The sequence below is a fragment of the Desulfobacterales bacterium genome (genome assembly GCA_030066985.1).
Taxonomy (GTDB): Bacteria; Desulfobacterota; Desulfobacteria; order Desulfobacterales; family JAHEIW01; genus JAHEIW01.
Genome location: JASJAN010000022.1, coordinates 97,628 through 117,827, shown reverse-complemented (window position 1 = coordinate 117,827; position 20,200 = coordinate 97,628). Strand labels below are relative to the sequence as shown.

Genomic DNA, 20,200 nt, shown 5'->3' with positions numbered 1-20,200 from the left:
GAACATTAAAAACCTAAACTAATCCACAAATAGAGGTTTACGATGGGTAAACTCTTTGGCACCGATGGTATCCGAGGTGCCGCTAACGAATATCCATTAACCGCTGATGGTTGTTTTGGTATCGGACGCGCAGTGGCGTCTTTTTTTCATGTGCAGGACCGGCGCACCAAAATTATTATCGGAAAGGATACACGTGAGTCAGGTGCCATGATTGAGAGTGCATTGGCTGATGGCATTTGTTCCGTTGGTGCCGAAGCACACCTGGCCGGTATTTTGCCGACGCCTGGGGTGGCCTGTCTGGTATCTTCAGGTGATGCCGCTGCGGGAATGGTGATCTCAGCTTCACATAATCCGTATCATGACAACGGCATCAAGTTATTTGATGCGGAGGGCTTTAAGCTTTCGGATGATAAGGAAGATCAGGTTGAACATCTGGTGCAATCTGAAAATGCTGCTGATCAAACCCGGCATGCCAGCGGTGAAATTAAACAAATGACAAATGCAGCCGAGCGCTATCTTGCTTTTCTGCGCAATGCCTTGTCGGACAGGACCCCATTTAACGGCATCAAGATTGTTTTAGATTGCTCAAACGGCGCTACCTATGCAGTGGCGCCCAAATTATTCCATGATCTGGGAGCAAGTGTTACAGCCATCAGCATTGATCCAGACGGTAAAAATATCAATGCCGATTGCGGCTCCGAGCATCCTGAAATCCTAATTGAAAAGGTCCTTGACCACAAAGCCGATATTGGGCTGGCATTTGACGGTGATGGCGATCGATTGGTTGCGGTCGATGATCAAGGCCAGGTGGTCAGCGGCGACCGGATTCTGGCGATTTGTGCCCGGTATCTAAAGCGCAAGGGATTGCTGCAGAATAATCTGGTGGTCAGCACAGTCATGAGCAATCTCGGATTGCGCCTGGCACTGAAAAATATGGGCATCGACCATATGATGACACCGGTGGGCGATCGTTATGTTCTGGAACAGATGCGCGCCAGCGCTGCGGTTATCGGGGGTGAAGATTCCGGTCACATGATATTTTTAGATCAGCATACCACCGGCGATGGCATGCTCTCAGCCATCCGGCTGATTGAGACCATAGGCGCTGAAAACAAAAGGCTTTCGGAATTGAGCCGGGTGATGACGGTATTGCCGCAGGTTTTATTAAACATCGACGTTCAGGATAAGCCCGAGCTTGAAAGTATACCGCAAATCATGGAAGCCATACACACGGTGGAGGCCCAGCTGGGGGAGCAGGGAAGGGTACTGGTGCGGTATTCCGGCACCCAGGCGCTCTGCCGGGTGATGGTTGAGGGTCCTGATAAGGAGGCTACGCAACGCTTCTGTCAACAGATTGCAGATGTCATTCGCGCCACGATTGCAACATAGAGAACCGTTCGGGAACGGCTACCAACTTGCCCAGATTGTTTATAAATATCCGATATTTTTACTAATCTCTATGAACACCGAATATATGCAGAAGGAAAAGAAACAAATTGATGAAATTAACGTATAAGGAGAGCGCACCCAGTATCGCGCCTTTACGCACGGCACTTGCACCGACATCCGCCGGTTGTGAAACCGCCATGGCTTTAAGATTCTGTGTATCGTAAGCTGTTAGACCAATGAATATGAGGACACCGAGATAACTTACGATCATGCTGACCTGAGGGCTCCTAAACCATATATTCACAATTGACGCAATGATGATACCGATTAACCCCATAAAAAGAAATCCACCCATCGAGGTCAGGTCGCGCTTGGTTGTCCAACCATAAATGCTGCAGGCGACAAAAGTTGCTGAACAGATTAAAAATGTTGACGTTATGGAAGTGGCTGTATATGCAAAAAATATCGTGGAGAGCGCGAAGCCCATTAACCCGGAAAAAATCAAAAACAGGACGGTTGCGGTTGATGCCCGTAATTTAGCGATCTTAGCCCGGATATAAATTCCAAGAATGAACCAAGCGATAATTGCCACAAGCGGCAGCATTGGAAAACGGATGATCAAATTCATTACTGCCGGAGTGTTGGCGACAGAATAAGCGACAAGACCGGTCAAAGCCAGCCCAATACCCATCCAATTGTATACACTGCGGATAAAATCGTTTACACGGACCTGGACTTGGGTCTGATTTGTTGATATGGATTGCATTTATGTGCCTCCTGTAGATTTAGTTTACTGAAAACACATAATAACACATTAGTTGCAATTTTCAAGACGTGCCGCATCTTAAGAAAATGACACCTGATCAATTGTACCAAGAATTGTTAGACCTGGCCGAACGAATGCAAGTTACGGTTTCCGAACAGAATCTGAAAACATCCGGATTCAAGGTTAAAAGCGGATTTTGCAAAGTCAGGGGTCAGAATCTGTTTGTGATGGACAAACATAAATCCCTCAAGGAAAAGATTCGTATTTTAGCGGCACAATTGGCGGCAATACCCCATGATGACCTGTATATTGTGCCGGCGGTGCGGGAACTGCTGGAAAAGCATGCAGCCAAATGAGATTCTTCAGAAGGGCATTGTGGCCGTTTTCGGCAGGCAAAAGCCGCGAACTGGGCGGGTTCGATTAAAAGTTTACATAATATAACTTATCAGACGTTGAGAAAATAAGCTAAGTGAACCTCATATAGCGACATGAGCACGCAGATATAACAAAGATGGCACCCCAGACAGAAAATGAAAAAAACCAAGCGTTTGAGGATTTCAATGGCGTTGATGGTATCCGTAAGATTTATAAGGTTTCCGAACTAACGGCAGAAATTAAAGCACTGCTGGAAGAAACGTATCCTTTTATTTGGATTATTGGTGAAATTTCAAATTTCCGGCTACCATTATCCGGCCATTATTATTTTACGCTCAAAGATTCGGATGCGCAGATCAATGCTGTCATGTTTCGCGGCCAGCAAAAACAGCTTAAATTTGAGCCTGAAGACGGCATGCGAATTACCGGCATGGGACGTCTGAGTCTGTATGAACCTCGCGGCTCTTATCAGATTATCTTGGAATACATGGAGCCGTCGGGTGTTGGTGCCCTGCAAATCGCCTATGAAAAGCTAAAACGCCAACTGGCTCAAGAAGGCTTGTTTGATGATCAATTTAAGCAGCCCATACCGCTATTACCGCAAAAAATCGGGCTGATCACTTCACCAACGGGCGCGGCGGTTCACGATATATTGCATGTTATTGATCGACGTTTTCCGAATGTGGCCATTCAGATCCTACCGGTCAAGGTTCAAGGTGACGGTGCTGTGGATGAAATTGTGGCCGCCCTGGATCTGCTGGACGATCAAGCCGGATTTGATGTGGCCATTTTGGCGCGTGGCGGTGGATCTTTGGAGGATTTACAGGCATTTAACAGCGAGCCGGTCGCCAGAGCGGTCTTTGGCTGCCGCGTGCCGATTATATCTGCAGTCGGCCATGAAACTGACTACACCATTGCCGATTTTGTGGCTGATTTAAGAGCGCCAACGCCTTCTGCGGCAGCTGAGCTGGTTGTTCCGGTAAAAAATGAGTTGCACCAACTCGTCAAGGGCGTCTCTCTTGATTTGCAGTATCGCATACGCAATATTATCGAACGTCTGAAACTATCCCTGGTTGATGTGTCAAAGCACTTGACCGATCCCCGCAAAAGATCCCAGGATTGGCGTTTGCGCTTAGATGATCTCACATCGCGCCTAAACCGATGTATGCAATTTTTATTGGATCGCCATACAGAACAACTTCAATGGCGCCATGAGCGTCTGTTGTTTTACAGTCCTGATACCCTTCTTAAAAACTTTAAAGTTATTATTGATCAATATTATTCTAAAATATTGGAATTATATAATAAAAAAATACAAAAAAGGATGGCCCAACTGCGAGAATCAAGCGCCCGGTTGAATGCATTAAGCCCCATCGCGATTCTAGCGCGCGGCTACAGCATTACGCGCACGGTTCCTGACTCTAAGATTGTACTTGACACGGAAACCGTAACACTCAATCAGGATCTCGAGGTGATCGTCTCAAAAGGCGCCCTCATTTGTAAGGTAAAGGAAAAATTAAAAAATGGCCCCCAAAACTTTTGAACAATCAATGAAACAGCTTGAGAAAATAGTCCAGGAGCTTGAAGACGGCGATCTGCCCCTGGAAAAAGCCATTAAGAAATTTGAAGAGGGCATTAAGCTGACCCGTTTTTGTTCCACCAAATTAGATGAAACCGAAAAGAAAGTTTCTGTTCTGTTGAAAAACGCTGAAGGTCAATTGGTGGCAAAACCATTTCAATCAGAGGACGAATCGCCCGATGAATAGCGATTATTGAAGATGTTTGACCTGCAAGCATACCTGAAGCACAAAAGCCAGTTGATTAATCAGGCGCTGGAAGCTGTCTTAAAATCGACAGACACCCCGGATCGCCTCCTGGAGGCCATGACGTATGCACTGATGGCCGAGGGAAAACGCATTCGACCGATATTGTGCCTGGCAGCAGCCGAAACGGTTGATGGGGATCCGCAAGATGTCATGCCGGCAGCCTGTGCGCTTGAGATGATCCACACCTATTCACTGATTCATGATGATTTGCCTGCAATGGACGATGACGATATGCGTCGGGGACAACCCACTTGTCACAAGGCTTTTGACGAAGCCACTGCTATCCTGGCTGGAGACGCCCTGCTGACCTTGGCTTTTCAAATGCTGTCATCCATTGCGATCAGCGACCCGCAGCAGGCCAACAAATGGTTGCGTGTGATTCGCTTTATTTCACACGCGGCGGGTTATTGCGGTATGATTCAAGGACAGATGCTGGACATGGCATCAGAAAAAAAACGCTTCAGCCTGGATGAACTGAAATCCATGCACCGCCTAAAGACCGGTGCCCTTATTGAAGCATCTGTCTGTTGCGGATCAGAGCTGGTTGGTGTAAATGATATTCAGATTAATTTGCTTAAGAAATATGCGCAAAATATTGGCCTTGCCTTTCAGGTAACAGATGATATTTTAAATGTCGAGGGCGATCCTGAGATTATGGGTAAGGCTGTTGGCACCGATGAGCAGCGACGTAAGACCACCTACCCTGCCCTCTTGGGTCTTGCGGAATCCAAAGACTTTGCTGCTCGATTGATCGACGATGCATTGGGCGCGTTGGAAAGCTTTGATCAAAAAGCCGATCCACTGCGCGCCATTGCGCGTTATATTCACGAAAGAAATCGTTAACTGCACAAAAATTGGAGAAAAATCTATTGAGTTTCTTAGAACAGATCAATACACCGGCAGACTTAAAAAAGCTGTCCCGCGATGAGTTGCCGGTATTGGCAGAAGAAATTCGCATGGCCATTGTTGAAGTGGTATCCAAAACCGGTGGTCACCTGGCACCCTCTCTGGGAGCGGTTGAATTGGCCATTGCGATTCATTATGTTTTTGATACTCCCCGGGAAAAAGTTATCTGGGACGTGGGCCACCAAGCCTATGCCCACAAACTGCTCACCGGCCGCAGGGAGCAATTTAATACCCTGCGGCAGTTCAATGGCATATCCGGTTTTACCCGCAGCAGTGAAAGTCCTTACGATGCCTTTAGCACAGGTCACAGTAGCACCTCGATATCTGCCAGTCTTGGCATTGCCTGCGCCAAAGATCTTAAGGAGGAAGATGCCAAAATCATTGCTGTCATCGGCGACGGTTCGATGACAGCTGGCATTGCTTATGAAGGACTCAATCAGGCCGGAGACACACTGAAAGATAAAAACCTGCTAGTCATTCTCAATGACAATGAAATGTCGATCTCACCCAATGTCGGCGCCTTGTCTTCTTTTTTAAGTCGCAAATTCTCCGGTAAAAAAGTACGAGAGCTGCGCAAAGAGCTAGGAGATTTTTTAAAATCATTGCCTAAATTTGGTGACGACATTTACAAGGTTGCCAAAAAAACCGAAGATAGCCTGAAAGCCTTCGTGACACCGGGGATGTTGTTTGAAGCTTTTAATTTCGAATATTTCGGCCCGATCAACGGACACAAATTAAATCATTTAATCGATATTTTGCAAAATGTTAAAGCCCTCAAAGAACCGGTGCTTTTGCATGTTTCCACCCAAAAAGGCAAAGGATATCCACCTGCTGAAAAAAATCCGGTTTACTTTCACGGATGCACCCGCTTTGATGTTGATACCGGCAACTGTTTGGATGCCGCCAGCCCACATCCGTCCTATACAAAGATATTTGGCGATACCATGCTTCAACTGGCTGAATCCGATTCAACGATCAATGCCGTTACAGCTGCGATGCCCGAGGGTACCGGTCTGGCTGAGTTTTCAAAACAATTCCCGGAACGCTTTTTTGATGTTGGTATCGCCGAACAGCACGGTGTCACCTTTGCTGCCGGCTTGGCCACAGAGGGATTAAAACCGGTAGTGGCCATTTACTCAACTTTTTTACAGCGGGCCTATGATCAAATTGTGCACGATGTCTGTCTGGAATCGTTGCCGGTTGTTTTTGCCATTGATCGCGGTGGTATCGTGGGGGAAGATGGCCCCACACATCATGGTCTGTTTGATTTTTGTTATCTTCGAAATTTGCCCAATATGTTGGTTATGGCGCCAAAAGACGAAAATGAGCTGCGGCGAATGTTGTTGACCGCGTTTGAATATAATGGACCGGCTGCGGTGCGATATCCACGAGGTAGCGGTATCGGCACCATCCTTGAAAATCCCATTCGACCGCTGGACATTGGAAAAGGTGAGGTCCTCAAACAAGGCGATGATATTTTGATCCTGGCAATTGGCCGCTCCGTTTGCGAGGCATTGGATGCTGAGGCTGAATTAGCCCAGCAGGGGATATCAGCAACAATCGTCAATTGTCGATTTGTTAAACCTTTGGACATCGATCTGATCAGTGCCTGGGCAAAAAAGATTCCGCGCATTATTACCGTTGAGGAAAATATTCGCCAGGGCGGATTCGGCAGTGCGGTATTGGAGGCGTTGAATGATACCGGGGTCAGCGGCTTTCGGCTTGAGCGCATCGGTATAGAGGATACCTTTGTCGAACACGGCCCCCAATCGGTGCTGCGATCAAAATACGGTGTTGATGCCAAGGCCATTGTCAAGAGTGCCAAAAACTTACTGCCCGCTAATGCCGATCAGGACGCAAAATGGCCGAATCGCCAGGCCGTTTAACTTTTGGTCTGAAAATTCAGTGATTGGATATTGCACTTCAAAAGTCGTATATCTGTAACGATCTACTGCAAATTCCCATCAGGATCTCGTGTCTGCAAAAAAACACCGACTGGATGTCATCCTTGTTGAAAAAGGCCATTTGAGAAGTCGTCAACGTGCCCGGGCCATGATCATGGCGGGCAAGGTTTTTGTCAATGGTCAACGCGTGGACAAACCCGGTTTTCAAGTGTCAGTCAATGATGCAATTGAATGTAAAGCGGATGATTCGCCGTATGTCAGTCGGGGGGGACTTAAACTTGAAGCTGCATTGCAACACTTTGCGCTGGATGTGACAGATACGATCTGCATAGATGTGGGCGCATCCACCGGTGGTTTTACCGATTGTCTTTTGCAACATGGCGCCAAACGCGTGTACGCAGTCGATGTGGGTTATGGGCAGCTGGCCTGGAAAATTCGCAACGATCCGCGTGTGATTGCCATCGAACGAACCAATGTGCGTCATCTGACTGAGGATGCCATTCCAGAGCAGGCCGGTTTGATTACCATCGATGTTTCTTTTATATCGCTCAAAATTGTGGTACCGGCCGTCAGCCCTTTTATGCGATCAAATGCAATGATTCTGGCCTTGATCAAACCACAGTTTGAAGTTGGCAAAGGCCAAGTCGGCAAGGGCGGTGTGGTGCGGGATCCACAACAACATCTCCAGGTCATCGAGGCGTTGACTGATTTTTTCAAATCCCAACAATTGCGGCCGCGGGCGGCGTATCCTTCCCCCCTACTCGGACCTAAAGGCAATCGTGAATTTTTCATGTTGCTAAAACCGGATATTAATGAATAAAAATATGATAAGGTCGAACCATGAGTCTGAACTTGACCGTTGCCAAGTTATACCCCAAATGCGATCGGATGTCTGATTTGACCTTTCAAATTATTTTGAGCTTGATTTTTTCGAATATAAAAGATACTGAATCACGTTTAAAAATTTATTTGTCATAAACCAACCGAAAGAGGTATCGTAATGAGCGAAAAGGTGGAGCGTATTAGGAACATCGCACTGATAGGTCATGGGGGTGCCGGTAAAACATCGCTTGCAGAGGCATTGCTGTTTGATGCCGGTGTGACAAAACGATTGGGTAGCGTTGATGATGGAAATAGCGCCATGGATTTTGAGCCTGAAGAGCTCAAGCGCAGATCAAGTATCAGCAGCGGCTTTCATCAATTTAGTTGGAAAAATCATACCGTAAATCTAATTGATACCCCTGGCGACCAGAATTTTTTCTCCGACACCAAAAGCTGCATGCAGGCGGCGGATGGTGTGATCGTCGTCATTGATGCGGTTGACGGGGTCAAGGTTCAAACCGAACTGGCCTGGGAATTTGCCAATGAATTTAATTTGCCGTGTGTTATTTTCATCAATCGATTGGACCGCGAGCGGGCTGATTTTAACCGAACTTTTGAAGATGCCAAAGAATGCTTCCAACCCAAACCGATTATTCTTCAACTGCCCATTGGTGCGGAAGCGGAATTTAAAGGTGTGGTTGACCTGATTCGCAACCAAGCTTTTGTTTATGGCGGCGACGGTAAGGGTAAAAAAGAAGATATACCGGCGGATATGCAAGACTTGGTCGAAAGTGAGAGAGAGGCGCTAATCGAAAATATTGCCGAAGCCGATGATGCCTTGATCGAAAAATATCTTGAGGGCGAAGATCTATCCGATGATGAACTCAATACGGCTCTGCGATATGGTACGCTGTCGCAGACATTCGTGCCGGTGATCTGCGGGTCTGCAACCAAAAATATCGGTATCGATCTCTTAATGGATTTCATGGTGACGAGCATGCCATCACCGGTGGACCGTGGTGCGTTAAAGGGAGTTGACCCGGACAGTGGCGGTGAAATTGAAAGAGCACCTGATGAAAATGCGCCATTTTCAGCCTATGTCGTTAAGACGCTTGCAGATCCCTACGCCGGTCGATTGACCATTTTCCGAGTGATTTCCGGCACGCTGGGCGGAGATGGCACTTTTTACAATCCAAATAAAGACAGCAAGGAACGGTTCACACAGCTCCTTTCCATTACCGGCAAAGAGCAAAAGCCGGCTAGCGAAGCGTGTCCCGGCGCCATAGCGGCAGTAGCCAAATTAAAAGAGACCGCCACCGGCGATACGCTTTGTGATGCCAGTGATAAGATTCAGTATGCCTGTTCAGAGCCGCTTCCCAGCCTGATCTCTTTTGCCATGACGGCAAAATCTAAAGGCGAGGAAGATAAAATTTTCATTTCATTGACCAAACTTTTAGAAGAAGATCCCTCTCTCAAACTGGAACGGGTGGCGGAAACCAAAGAGATATTGCTTTCCGGTTTGGGGCAAATCCATATCGAAACCGTGCTCGAAAAACTAAAGCGGAAATTTAGCGTTGAAGCGCTACTGAATACGCCCAAGGTGCCCTACCGGGAAACCATAAAAGGCAAAGCCCGTGTGCAAGGCAAACATAAAAAACAGACCGGCGGGCATGGTCAGTATGGTGACTGTTGGATTCAAATTGAAGCCTTACCCCGTGGTGAAGGTTTTGAATTTGTCGATGCGATTGTAGGAGGCGTAATACCGAAAACGTATATTCCGGCTGTGGAAAAGGGCGTTGTCGAGGCCAGTCAGAAAGGGGTCCTGGCAGGTTTTCCAACGGTGGATTTTAAGATCACCCTGGACGACGGATCTTACCACCAAGTGGATTCTTCCGAGATGGCATTTAAGATTGCCGGTTCATTGGCCTTTAAAAAAGCGGTGGAGAGCGCCAATCCAACACTACTCGAACCCATCATGAAAGTGCAGGTGATCACCCCTGAAGATTTTATGGGCGATATCATGGGCGATCTCAACGGACGCCGCGGCAAAGTCCTGGGTATGGACAACGCCGGGAAAAATCAGGTGATCAATGCACAGGTACCCATGGCGGAATTCTTAAGCTATGCTTCAGACTTACGCTCGATGACCGGTGGACGGGGCATGTTTACAATGGAATTTTCGCACTATGATGAAGTTCCCGCTCAGATTGCTGAAAAAATAATTGAAGAGGCCAAACGGGCTAAAGAGTAGGATCATCCTGTTTGTGTTCAGGTGTTCCGCCGCAGGCGGAACACCTGAAACCTACTTTGGTATTGTGAACACCGGCATACACCGCCCGGCCGGCGCATACCCCTCCCAATAGGCATCCCATTTTTTTTCAAAGATAATTCGATTTTTTGATTTGATACGCTGACCTGACGAGCAGGTAGGTAGGTGAAAGCGACGGGATCGTTTGTTGCCAAAATAAGTGGCTTTTTGCTCTCGCCAGTTTTGCCAGACACCTCTTTTGGCCGACATCGCTGATCGCTGCGCAGCGAGCAAAGTGTCTTGATACTTTACATTCGGCCGGATATACAGCAGATAAGCGTATCCCTGTGAAAGCATTTCGGCGTTGACAAAAGTGCCGTCCTTCAGAAAAACATAAGCGAGCTGTCTTTTAAAACGATCGTTGGGTTCGACGCCGCGTTCGAGACGCACTTTTTTTTGCTTTACCAACCGCGAATTGAAGCGTTTGGCTTCTTCACCGTAAGGCTCAGCGAGATGATCGGCACGCGCCAATTCAGGCGCATTAATACCGATGTAGCGCACCTTCGTTCCGTCAGCCAAAACAATCGTATCACCGTCAACAACCCATTTTACCCGCAGGTCACCGTCGGCGGTACACGCCGTTTCCATCAACAATACAAGCAGGCATATCAATGTCAGCCGCATACAGGGTCTCATCATTTTGATCGCTGGCCTCTGGCTTACATAAAAGGTTTCAGGTGTCGGGTTTCAGGTGTCAGTAATCAGATGACAGTCAACAAGGGTGTTTTAAGGCCCTTGGGTTTAAATCAAACCCCGCAAGATGTCGTATTCCGATGTGACATCAATGCCCTGGCACCTGACACCTGAAACCCTGTTATGCTATAACACGGATAACTGGCCCAACACTTACCCACCGGCTTTGAGATTGCACAGGCGCACGGCACTGTTGTCCAGCATATTCGGCAGACCGCCGACATCACCGGGTATAAAACCCAATGCCTTTTGCCAGACCTCATCATCCTCCATGCACAGATAGACGGCAACATCCGGCGCGTAGTCGCGAATGCATGTGATTATTTCGCGATACAGATCAATTCGCAAGGGTTTGAAGTAGCGCATTTTTCCATCAGTACCTTTGACGAACTCGGCATACACGATTTTTGAATCCGGAAAGCGTTGTTGAATGACCGGCTTTACCGACGGGACAAATCTGAGGCTTCCTAGGCTGATCCACACAATGTTTTCAGCAGATATCTGAGAAAAGATCCGTTCGATGACCTGGGTATACGCTGTTTCACAGCCGTCGTATAGAATCAGGGGGTCAAAATGAAATGCCAAAGGATATCCCCATTTTTCACATCTGGCAGCTGCTTTCAGTCTGGCGGCAAGCGATGTGGTGCCGCGCTCTTCGGAACGAATAATTTTAGGGGTATTTAAAGACCAGGCGGCAATGGTTTTACGCTGATGGTCAAGATCCTGTAATTGTTCGATCGCAGTGGTTTTGGTTTTAAGTTCAAGAACTGCATGCTCTTGTTTGGCAAAACGTTCAATCAGCAATTTTGTGACGTCGGTCCACAGTGACCAGATTAAACTATCGGTAAATTCACCGGTACCGATGCGCAGCAGCCTTTTTTGAGCCAAAATTTTATCCAATTCGGCCAGCAGATCTTCATGATTAACAAAATACTCCAAGATCGGCGGGTGAAAATACGTCTGCAAAATACAATAAGAACAATCCATATGACAGAAAGTGCCAATATGCAAAATTTGGTAATCACAGCAGATGTAATCACGCGTTCCGGGACACGGTTTAAAAAAGGCGCCTTGATTGCGGCTCAAATAGAGGATTTCTTTTCCGCTTTGTATTGGGTCCGGCGCAGATGCAACCGCCGCATGCACCTGTCGTGCGTTTTGAACGATTTCAACAGGCGCCTTCAAGCGGGCTTGGATAGAGCGTGTCAGAGGATGGTCGCTCACTTGCTGGTCAATAAATAGTTTTGATATTCGCATGCGGTTTAGCGCTTTAGAATTTTACCCAGCGCGGGTTGCTCGAGTATTTTATCAATTCTTCTTTGAAGATCGCTGAGATCTTGTTGATTTTTAAAACGCAGGGTCATGGTATATTCGGTGCCTTCAAAATCTCTTGGCGGCAACAACTGGATGTGCTTGCCAAGTTTAAGTTGACTCATCTGTTTTTGAAAATTTGCCTGGGCTTCAGTGATGGTCGGATATCTTCTCTTTCGCAAATAAGATCGGATGCCCTGACGTTGAACGGCGGGGTCCAAGTCCGTGTTTTGAAGTAAATCCTGTAATGGCTTCTCAGCGATCAGCTGCTGAATGGGAATATCTTCAAGGCTGGCAATTTCGCTCATTAGCAACAGCAATTCTCTTTGTCTGTTCAATCCGATTTTGAGCTGTTGAAAAAGTTCGACCAGGTCGCCTGAAACCGCCGAATCCAATTTGCCCAGTTCCAGAGCCATCGACAGGTTGATGGTATCGTTCAGGATACCGCTCTGGATCGGGAGCGGCAGGCGGCAAACTTGCTGAATTTTTGATGACGCAACAGAACTGGTAGGCAAGCCCAGAGATGATAAGGCTTTTTTTAATTGCTGTTGATTCGGGCATACATCAATCAGCAGATTTATTGCCCTGGACGTTTCGACCAGATTTAAAGGGCGCTGGAGGGCATTGTCGGCAATGGCCAGTTGGGCGACGATAAACCGATCGGCGCTGGCGTTGAGAATACTGGCGGTCATCGATTGCCATCCGAGTTGCCGGCATGCTGCGATTCGGCGGAAACCGCAAACAATGGCGTAACCGGACGGTGTTTCAATTAACCAAGGCGGATGCAGTAACCCAAGCTTCCCAATCGTGGCCAGCAGGTCGTTGAAACCTATGCGAGTTGTGATGCGATAGGTTTCATCCTCTGTATTAATCTTGCTGAGTGAAATCGAAGCGATTTGCTTCACCAGATCCGGCAAAATAGCTTCAGGTCTGTGTGGATCCTCAGAGGCTTTAGAGCCCATGACTGCTGCCGGTCAACTGCTGTAAGGCATCTAAATATTTTTGCCGCGTTTGCGCCACAACCGTTTCGGGCAGAGAGGGACCGGGCGCTTTTTTATCCCAGTCTAATGTATTCAGATAGTCCCGCACATATTGTTTATCATAGCTTTTTTGAGCTCCTCCCGGGCTGTAGCTCTCTTTTGGCCAGAATCGCGATGAATCCGGTGTTAATATTTCATCGATCAGAATGATCTCATCATCGATCTGTCCAAATTCAAATTTTGTGTCCGCAATAATGATACCGCGCTCATCGGCCAAGTCAGCGCCTTTTTGATAAATAGCCAGACTCAGGTCCCTGATTTTTTCAGCCTGGGTTTGACCGATAATACGGGCGGCTTCGTTAAAATCGATATTGATGTCATGTTCGCCAAGCTCGGCTTTGGTCGATGGCGTAAAAATGGGCTCTGGCAATTGTTGGGATTCCTTCAATCCCTCCGGCAATTGAATGCCGCAAACAGCGCCGGTGTTACCGTACTCTTTCCAGCCGGATCCTGAAATATAACCGCGCACGATACATTCAATGGGCAGTGGCTGAGCCTTTTTGACCAGCATGCTGCGACCCTTTAAAACATCTGCATACGGCTGGCAGACCGACGGATACTGATCGACGTCTTTGGCAATTACATGGTTTTCAACTAGCGGTTGCATAATATCAAACCAGAAAAATGAAATCTGTGTCAAAATAGTGCCCTTGTCGGGAACCGGATCTGGCATGACCACATCAAATGCCGATATGCGGTCTGTGGCCACCATTAGCAGATACTCATCCAAATCGTAAACGTCCCGGACCTTGCCGCGTTTGAGTAAATTTAATTCTGGAAATTCGGTTTGACTGACAGGTTTCATCATAGTTTTCACTCCTCTGTCCCAAAATGTTTAATAAGGTATGTTGCGCCCAGAACCTAAATTTTTTAGCACGTTGCTATAAACCCATTCTGTCTGGGGCATCCAAGCGGCTTCAGGAGCGCCGCCAGAAAGCATCATTCTTTAAAATAGAATCAAGTCGAGACGCATCAGAATCATCGCCTCTGATAAGGTTTTAGCGATCGATGGAACAAACACGCCGCTTGTCTGATTTTTGCGTAAAAGGGTACACACAACCGCAGCGTTGAAGTATTTATATGGGGTATTCTGGGATGAAGGTCAAGGGGCTGGGAGCAATTTCGTTAATTTTTTTAAGGTCCCCCTATGACTTTTTGACTTTAAAAGCGGTAATAAATTGTTTGAGGACGGCACGCGTCTTGTCATTAATCTGCAGAAATTCTATCCCGACTTCATATTTATTGTCATCATTGGTACGGCTATGCACCGGGCGACCGGAGATCTCAATCAGTTCCTCCTCCAATCCAAGCGTCAGCTTGATGGTATGCTTTTCATCTATCGGGTAGTGGGTTTCCAGCAACATACCGGATTCCGACACATTAAGTGTCCGTCCCATTCCCTGCTTGACAATTTGATTGTTTTCATCCAGGCAGAAATAAGAAAGATTCAAGGAGTCGATTCGAGCGTGTTTTCTTTTTTCTTGTGTGGCCATAATTCTCACTTGTGGGTTATATGTTTTCAGTTAATGGATATTGTATGTTACGAATTCTCCTTTTGAAAGTCGCAGGTGACCAGTGTGCTAACCGATACAGAAGTTGCGAGATGTTCAATAATATTTTTCAGTGTTGACGATAATCCTTGATGTTCAGATTCCAGTTTCTTTGAATCAACGGCCCCTAATTTCAGGTTGTCCGATGAAAATACAGCTGCAGAATAGGGCTCATGGCCCATGTCCAAAAACGGTATGCGTCCGAAAAAATCTCCCTTCTTCAGCTTTGCAAGCGGCACATATCCATTATCAATTTGGCGCGCAATAACCACTTCCCCGTCTTTAATGCTAAATAAACGGTCTTCATCCTGGCCCTGTTTAATCAGCTGTTTTTTGCCCTTGATATAGCTTTCAGGGTTGTGCTCATTATTTTTTATATTGACAGCCATTTCAACCACCTGTTTCAGACGGGAATCTACGCTGTTTAGTATGTTCTTAAAATCAGTCGATACATTGGCCAGTTCGTTGGCCAGCAATTGTGAATCTAACATACCCAACTGCACGTTGCCCACTGCTTTGACGGTTGCCGTGCGCACCCTGCCGCCGGAAATCAGGGCAGCTACGCTCCCTAAAAAAGCACCATCTCCGATTCTCAATATGTCAATCGAACCGTTTTTCGCCGTTTTGCTGATTTCTGCCATTCCCTCTAAAATGACCCATATCCAGTCACCATGGTTTCCCTCCTGGACAATCTCATCTCCATCATAAAATCCCTCTTCATCCACGACATAGGAATAATCAACCAGGGGCCCTTTGATGAGGGGAACTTTGCCGGAAACAGTCGTTTTTGTATCCTCGGTTTGGGCAGTAGTCGTCGGGCCGATTTTTTCGATTTTGCCCTCATCCAGCAAGCGCAGCCCATCCAGGATAATTTCCATCCGGCTTTTTGTGATGGTCTTTTGACAGTTGGGTTCCTCTTGAACAAATTCAAATTCACCCTCAGTCCAGCCGAACAACGAAAAGATCGCATCCAAACCTAACAAAGACCCGTTGGCAGCATCTATCGGATTTCCCTTGTCCAGATATACCAGTCCGGCCTCCGATTTAAAACTGCTTTTAATACGCAGCACACCGGAGCTGCCGTTGCTGCCGAGCAGGTTTAGCAATTCACCTAAATTTAAAAAATCCAGGCTTCCTGATAACGACACAGAATTATTCATATTCAAGTGGTCTAGTTCGTAATGCGGGACAACAGACGCGGATCTTCTGTTATCTGTTGAATTGTATCATAAAAACGCCTTGTGTAGAAAAATAAAACATATATCTGGGGTTAAAAATATTAAAACACGAATAAATTTCGTGTTTTATTAATAGGTTACATAACAGATCAATTTTTTGCGGCCATTGAGAATGCGATGATCAATATGCGGCTAACTCAGTTCGCTTTGCACGGATTGCATGACTAGTTTCATGCAGGCATGCAATGTTTTACCGACACCATCCCCCTTTAGGGCACTGCCCGGAAAAGCGGGCACTTTCAATTGACGATTGAGATCATGCTGCATTTTCTTCAAATCCATAATCGAAATATTTTCACCAGTAAGATCTCTTTTGTTAAACTGCATAACCAGCGGCACTTTAAAAATGCTAACACCATAATCTTGGAGGTTGGCTTGCAGATCTTTCAGCGATAACATATTTTTTTCACGCCTGACTTCAAGGGAATCGGCTACAAAAATAACCCCGTCAGCGCCCCTTAGGACCAGCTTGCGTGTAGAACTGTATCGCACCTGTCCCGGAACGGTATAAAGCTGGACACGCAGGTCGCAACCTCTTACTTTTCCCAAGTTTAGTGGTAAAAAATCAAAAAACAAGGTGCGATCACCATCGGTGTTGATGGAAACCATTTCCCCCATGACTTGTTTTTTGAAGCTCTTGTGGATATATTCCAGATTGGTGGTTTTACCGCATCGTCCTGGTCCATAGTAGACGATTTTGCATTCAATTTGTCTCTTTTTTAGATTAACAACAGCCATAAACGCTTTCTTAAAAATATCGATTTTCTCTGATGCTACTATCGGAGCAGAATCGCATTTTCTTTAGAAATAAACTATTTAGCCAAATCCAAATCCCAGTTGGAATTCGGTTGGCACCGGAATCATATGCTTCTCCTATCAATGGCTATTTTGTCAACCCAAAAAAGCCCAAAACTGCTTTAAGTAGTAATAATTTATCCTATTTTTGTGCTTTCTGTCAACAATTGTGAAGTGATAAATCTATTGACAACCAACAGATTTATGTTGCAACATCTTTTTCTTTAACAAATTCGGCAAAAAGCACGTCTTAACATTTTTAGCCAATACCAACTGCAGTCGGATGGAAGGAGGTCCAAATGGATAAAAAAGTAACCGTTATCGGGGCTGGACACGTCGGTGCCACAGCCGCCCAGCGACTGGCGGAGAAAGAGCTCTGCGATGTGGTTCTAATTGATATTGTCGAAGGCGTTCCCCAGGGAAAATCACTGGATTTGACTGAAGCAGCTCCTATTGAGAAACATGATGCCCATTTGACCGGCGCCAATTCGTATGAAGATTCCGCTGATTCAGATATTGTTATCATTACAGCCGGCATTCCCCGAAAACCGGGAATGAGTCGTGATGACCTGATCAGCACCAATGCCGGGATCGTCAAAACCGTTACTGAACAGGTTACCGCCGCGTCGCCGAATACCATCCTCATTATTGTCAGCAATCCATTGGATGCCATGTGCCACGTAGCCCATCAGACGAGTGGTTTTCCCAAAGAGCGCGTTATCGGAATGGCAGGGGTTTTGGATTCTGCCCGTTTTCGTGCATTTATTGCCATGGAGCTTAATGTCTCGGTTGAGAATACCCATGCGTTTGTTTTAGGCGGTCACGGTGATACAATGGTGCCTTTACCGCGATACTCCACTGTTGCCGGAATTCCAATTACCGAGTTAATGGCGCAAGACCGCATTGATGCGCTAGTGGACCGCACGCGCAACGGAGGCGCTGAAATTGTTGGCTTGTTAAAAACCGGCAGTGCCTACTATGCACCGGCTTCTGCCGCGGTTGAAATGGCCGAATCCATTCTAAAAGACAAAAAGAAAATTTTGCCATGCGCCGTTTATCTTGAGGGCCAATATGGCATCAAAGACCTGTTTATCGGGGTCCCCGTTAAACTGGGATCCAAAGGCGCAGAAGAGGTCATTGAGATCACCTTAACCGATTCGGAAAAAGCCGCTTTGCAACATTCAGCAGATGCGGTCCAGGAGCTGAAGGATATCCTCAGCAAGCTGGATTACTAGCACGCACAAGGTTTCAGGTTTCGGGTGTCAGGTGTCAGTCCTTCTAATCTTCCCTGAAACCTGACACCTGAACCGCCAACGGCGGAACTATAGAGCCTGACACCTATCCAGATTTGAGCTTGAAGTATTGCTGGATCGCTTCAGCGGTTGAAGAAGGGATTCCGGGAAGCGCATTGAGTTGATCGATGCCGGCTTCCCGGATTTTTTTTATACTTTTGAAGTGCTTCAGCAAAATGGCTTTTCTCTTTTTGCCGACACCTGGAATGGAATCGAGTTCTGAATGTAAAGCAGCTTTAGTCCTGCTTCTGCGGTGAAAGGAAATAGCAAAGCGATGCGCCTCGTCTCTGATACGCTGTAAGAAAAGAAGTAAATCTGTATCTTTGCCAATGGCGATGGGGTTGGTGCGACCCGGTTTAAATATCTTATCCTGTGTTTGACCTTTTTTTTCATCTTTTTTAGCGATCGCAATTACCTCGAACTGGTCTTCGAGATTCAGCTCCTTAATAACTGCCAGTGCAACGCTCAACTGCCCCCTGCCCCCGTCCACCATCAGCAGATCCGGACGCATCTCAGATGGGCGCTGTGAATTCAATTTTCCTAGTCGCCGCCCTAAAACTTCAACCATGTAGGCATAGTCATCCTGCATGGGAACCGCTTTAATCTTAAATTTGCGGTAGGCGGATTTTTGAGGTTTGCCTTTTTCAAAAACCACCATGCTGGCAACCGGCTGGCGTCCGGAAATATTGGAATTGTCAAAACACTCGATACGTAAGGGCAGACGGGACAACTTAAGCTTTGTTTGCAGGCGCTGCAGCAGTTCCATTTCACTTCTGCGGGCAGCTAACAAGCCTTTGAGCTCATTTTCGGCATTGCGCATGGCCATCGCCAGCAGTTTGGCTTTCTCCCCTCTTTTGGGATTTAGGATTTTTACTTTCTTGTTCTTTTCGGATTTAAACCATGCTTCAATTAGCCGGGCATCCTGCATTTCCAGTGAGACCAGGATTTCTGCCGGCAGCAAACGGGTTTTATCATAATATTGCCGGATAAACATGCCCATGGCTTCGGCATCAGTTGAGATGGTTTCTTCAAAGCTGAAATGGCGTGTCCCTTTTAGAAATCCGCCGACAACATTGAACACCATCACCAGTGTATGACCGTCTGATCGCACAATCGCAAAAACATCTCTATCTTCAAAATCGGTGGTGACCGCAATTTGCTTTTCAATCGTGCGCTGCAGTGAAAATATTTTGTCCCTGAGGCGTGCCGCTTTTTCAAACTCCTGGACGCGGGCAGCGGTGTCCATTTGCTTTTTGATTCTGGCGATCAAATCTTTGGTGCGACCATTAAGAAACATAATGGCCTCATTGACCTGTTCCCGGTAGACGCGGGGGTCGACATCCAGACAGCATGGCGCCAGACAACCTTCCATTTGACAATGCAGGCAGGGTCGTGTCCGGGTTTTAAAATCCTTGGCACGGCATTTTCGCAGCTTAAAGGTTTTGTTGATGGTTTTAAGGGTCTCGCGAACAGCATGGGCGGAAGCAAACGGTCCAAAATAGCTGGCATCATCCTGCCCGATTTTACGCACAATGGTGAAACTGGGATAGTCTTCCTTTAAATCCAGTCGCAAAGAGGGATAGCGTTTGTCGTCCTTGAGCACCACGTTGTATCGAGGCCGGTGGCGCTTGATCAAATTGGATTCCAAAATTAAGGCCTCTTTCTCATTGCCGGTAAGGATGGTCTCAATATCAGCAACTTTTTTGACCAGCACCCCGGTTTTCATATCAATAGGGCCTTTGTTCTTAAAATAGGCTGCCAGGCGCTTTCTCAGGTCACGTGCTTTGCCGATGTAGATAATGGCTCCTTGGTTATCTTTCAGCAAATACACACCGGGTTCATGAGCGGTGCGGGCAAGTTTGTCCATCAGCTCAGGTGGTGATTCATATGGTGATGTTTGATTTTTCATTTTCCAAAACTGAAGCTAAAGTGTCTTAAATGCCTTTGATTTTAAAACGGAATGAATCCAATTTGCTGTTACACAT

The 20,200-nt window shown here is 46.7% G+C and carries 18 protein-coding genes; 9 read left to right on the top strand and 9 right to left on the bottom strand.

Annotated elements, in window-relative coordinates; all coding sequences use genetic code 11:
• Positions 1–42: 42 nt before the first annotated feature.
• Positions 43–1,389: a phosphoglucosamine mutase gene (gene glmM / locus QNJ26_12785; GenBank protein MDJ0986410.1), complete on the top strand. Its 1,347-nt coding sequence runs from the start codon at positions 43–45 to the stop codon at positions 1,387–1,389.
• A 61-nt stretch (positions 1,390–1,450) separates the two neighbouring features.
• Here glmM and QNJ26_12780 read toward each other — a convergent pair whose 3' ends face one another.
• Complete coding sequence (locus QNJ26_12780; GenBank protein MDJ0986409.1) at positions 1,451–2,155, bottom strand: Bax inhibitor-1/YccA family protein; 705 nt, start codon at positions 2,153–2,155, stop codon at positions 1,451–1,453.
• Positions 2,156–2,241: 86 nt separating this feature from the next.
• On the opposite strand from QNJ26_12780, the gene QNJ26_12775 reads away from it, so the two are divergent.
• The 7 genes from QNJ26_12775 (at position 2,242) to fusA (ending at position 10,239) form a co-directional block, all read left to right on the top strand.
• Complete coding sequence (locus QNJ26_12775; protein MDJ0986408.1) at positions 2,242–2,511, top strand: hypothetical protein; 270 nt, start codon at positions 2,242–2,244, stop codon at positions 2,509–2,511.
• Positions 2,512–2,666: 155 nt separating this feature from the next.
• On the top strand, positions 2,667–4,073 hold the full coding sequence (gene xseA, locus QNJ26_12770; protein MDJ0986407.1) for an exodeoxyribonuclease VII large subunit: 1,407 nt from the start codon (positions 2,667–2,669) through the stop codon (positions 4,071–4,073).
• Positions 4,054–4,296: an exodeoxyribonuclease VII small subunit gene (xseB, locus tag QNJ26_12765; protein ID MDJ0986406.1), complete on the top strand. Its 243-nt coding sequence runs from the start codon at positions 4,054–4,056 to the stop codon at positions 4,294–4,296. Before xseA ends, xseB begins: the two co-directional genes overlap by 20 nt.
• Positions 4,297–4,308: 12 nt before the next feature.
• Positions 4,309–5,199 carry a polyprenyl synthetase family protein gene (locus QNJ26_12760; GenBank protein ID MDJ0986405.1) on the top strand — a complete coding sequence of 297 codons (891 nt, stop codon included), beginning with the start codon at positions 4,309–4,311 and terminating at the stop codon, positions 5,197–5,199.
• A gap of 26 nt (positions 5,200–5,225) precedes the next feature.
• A complete protein-coding gene (gene dxs, locus QNJ26_12755) occupies positions 5,226–7,148 on the top strand; it encodes a 1-deoxy-D-xylulose-5-phosphate synthase (protein ID MDJ0986404.1) in 1,923 nt (640 codons plus the stop codon).
• A gap of 88 nt (positions 7,149–7,236) precedes the next feature.
• The gene (locus QNJ26_12750) at positions 7,237–7,986 is read left to right on the top strand and encodes a TlyA family RNA methyltransferase (GenBank protein ID MDJ0986403.1); all 750 of its coding nucleotides are present in this window, start codon (positions 7,237–7,239) and stop codon (positions 7,984–7,986) included.
• Positions 7,987–8,166: 180 nt separating this feature from the next.
• Positions 8,167–10,239: an elongation factor G gene (gene fusA / locus QNJ26_12745; GenBank protein MDJ0986402.1), complete on the top strand. Its 2,073-nt coding sequence runs from the start codon at positions 8,167–8,169 to the stop codon at positions 10,237–10,239.
• Between the two features lie 51 nt (positions 10,240–10,290).
• On the opposite strand, the gene QNJ26_12740 is transcribed toward fusA, so the two are convergent.
• The 7 genes from QNJ26_12740 to QNJ26_12710 form a co-directional block, all read right to left on the bottom strand.
• Complete coding sequence (locus tag QNJ26_12740) at positions 10,291–10,935, bottom strand: thermonuclease family protein (GenBank protein ID MDJ0986401.1); 645 nt, start codon at positions 10,933–10,935, stop codon at positions 10,291–10,293.
• Between the two features lie 207 nt (positions 10,936–11,142).
• A complete protein-coding gene (locus QNJ26_12735; GenBank protein MDJ0986400.1) occupies positions 11,143–12,246 on the bottom strand; it encodes a DNA photolyase in 1,104 nt (367 codons plus the stop codon).
• Positions 12,247–12,251: 5 nt separating this feature from the next.
• On the bottom strand, positions 12,252–13,262 hold the full coding sequence (locus QNJ26_12730; protein ID MDJ0986399.1) for a ParB N-terminal domain-containing protein: 1,011 nt from the start codon (positions 13,260–13,262) through the stop codon (positions 12,252–12,254).
• Positions 13,252–14,148 (bottom strand): phosphoribosylaminoimidazolesuccinocarboxamide synthase, encoded by an 897-nt coding sequence (locus QNJ26_12725; protein MDJ0986398.1) that lies wholly within the window; start codon positions 14,146–14,148, stop codon positions 13,252–13,254. Before QNJ26_12725 ends, QNJ26_12730 begins: the two co-directional genes overlap by 11 nt.
• Positions 14,149–14,485: 337 nt before the next feature.
• A complete protein-coding gene (locus tag QNJ26_12720; GenBank protein ID MDJ0986397.1) occupies positions 14,486–14,833 on the bottom strand; it encodes a PilZ domain-containing protein in 348 nt (115 codons plus the stop codon).
• 47 nt (positions 14,834–14,880) lie between these two features.
• Positions 14,881–16,038 (bottom strand): cyclic nucleotide-binding domain-containing protein, encoded by a 1,158-nt coding sequence (locus tag QNJ26_12715; protein ID MDJ0986396.1) that lies wholly within the window; start codon positions 16,036–16,038, stop codon positions 14,881–14,883.
• A 222-nt stretch (positions 16,039–16,260) separates the two neighbouring features.
• Positions 16,261–16,866 carry an ADP-ribosylation factor-like protein gene (locus QNJ26_12710; protein ID MDJ0986395.1) on the bottom strand — a complete coding sequence of 202 codons (606 nt, stop codon included), beginning with the start codon at positions 16,864–16,866 and terminating at the stop codon, positions 16,261–16,263.
• Between the two features lie 356 nt (positions 16,867–17,222).
• Here QNJ26_12710 and mdh point away from each other — a divergent pair, with 356 nt between their 5' ends.
• Entirely contained in the window at positions 17,223–18,158 is a 936-nt protein-coding gene (gene mdh, locus QNJ26_12705; protein ID MDJ0986394.1) for a malate dehydrogenase, read from the top strand.
• Between the two features lie 103 nt (positions 18,159–18,261).
• On the opposite strand, the gene uvrC is transcribed toward mdh, so the two are convergent.
• On the bottom strand, positions 18,262–20,124 hold the full coding sequence (uvrC, locus tag QNJ26_12700; protein MDJ0986393.1) for an excinuclease ABC subunit UvrC: 1,863 nt from the start codon (positions 20,122–20,124) through the stop codon (positions 18,262–18,264).
• Positions 20,125–20,200: the final 76 nt, after the last annotated feature.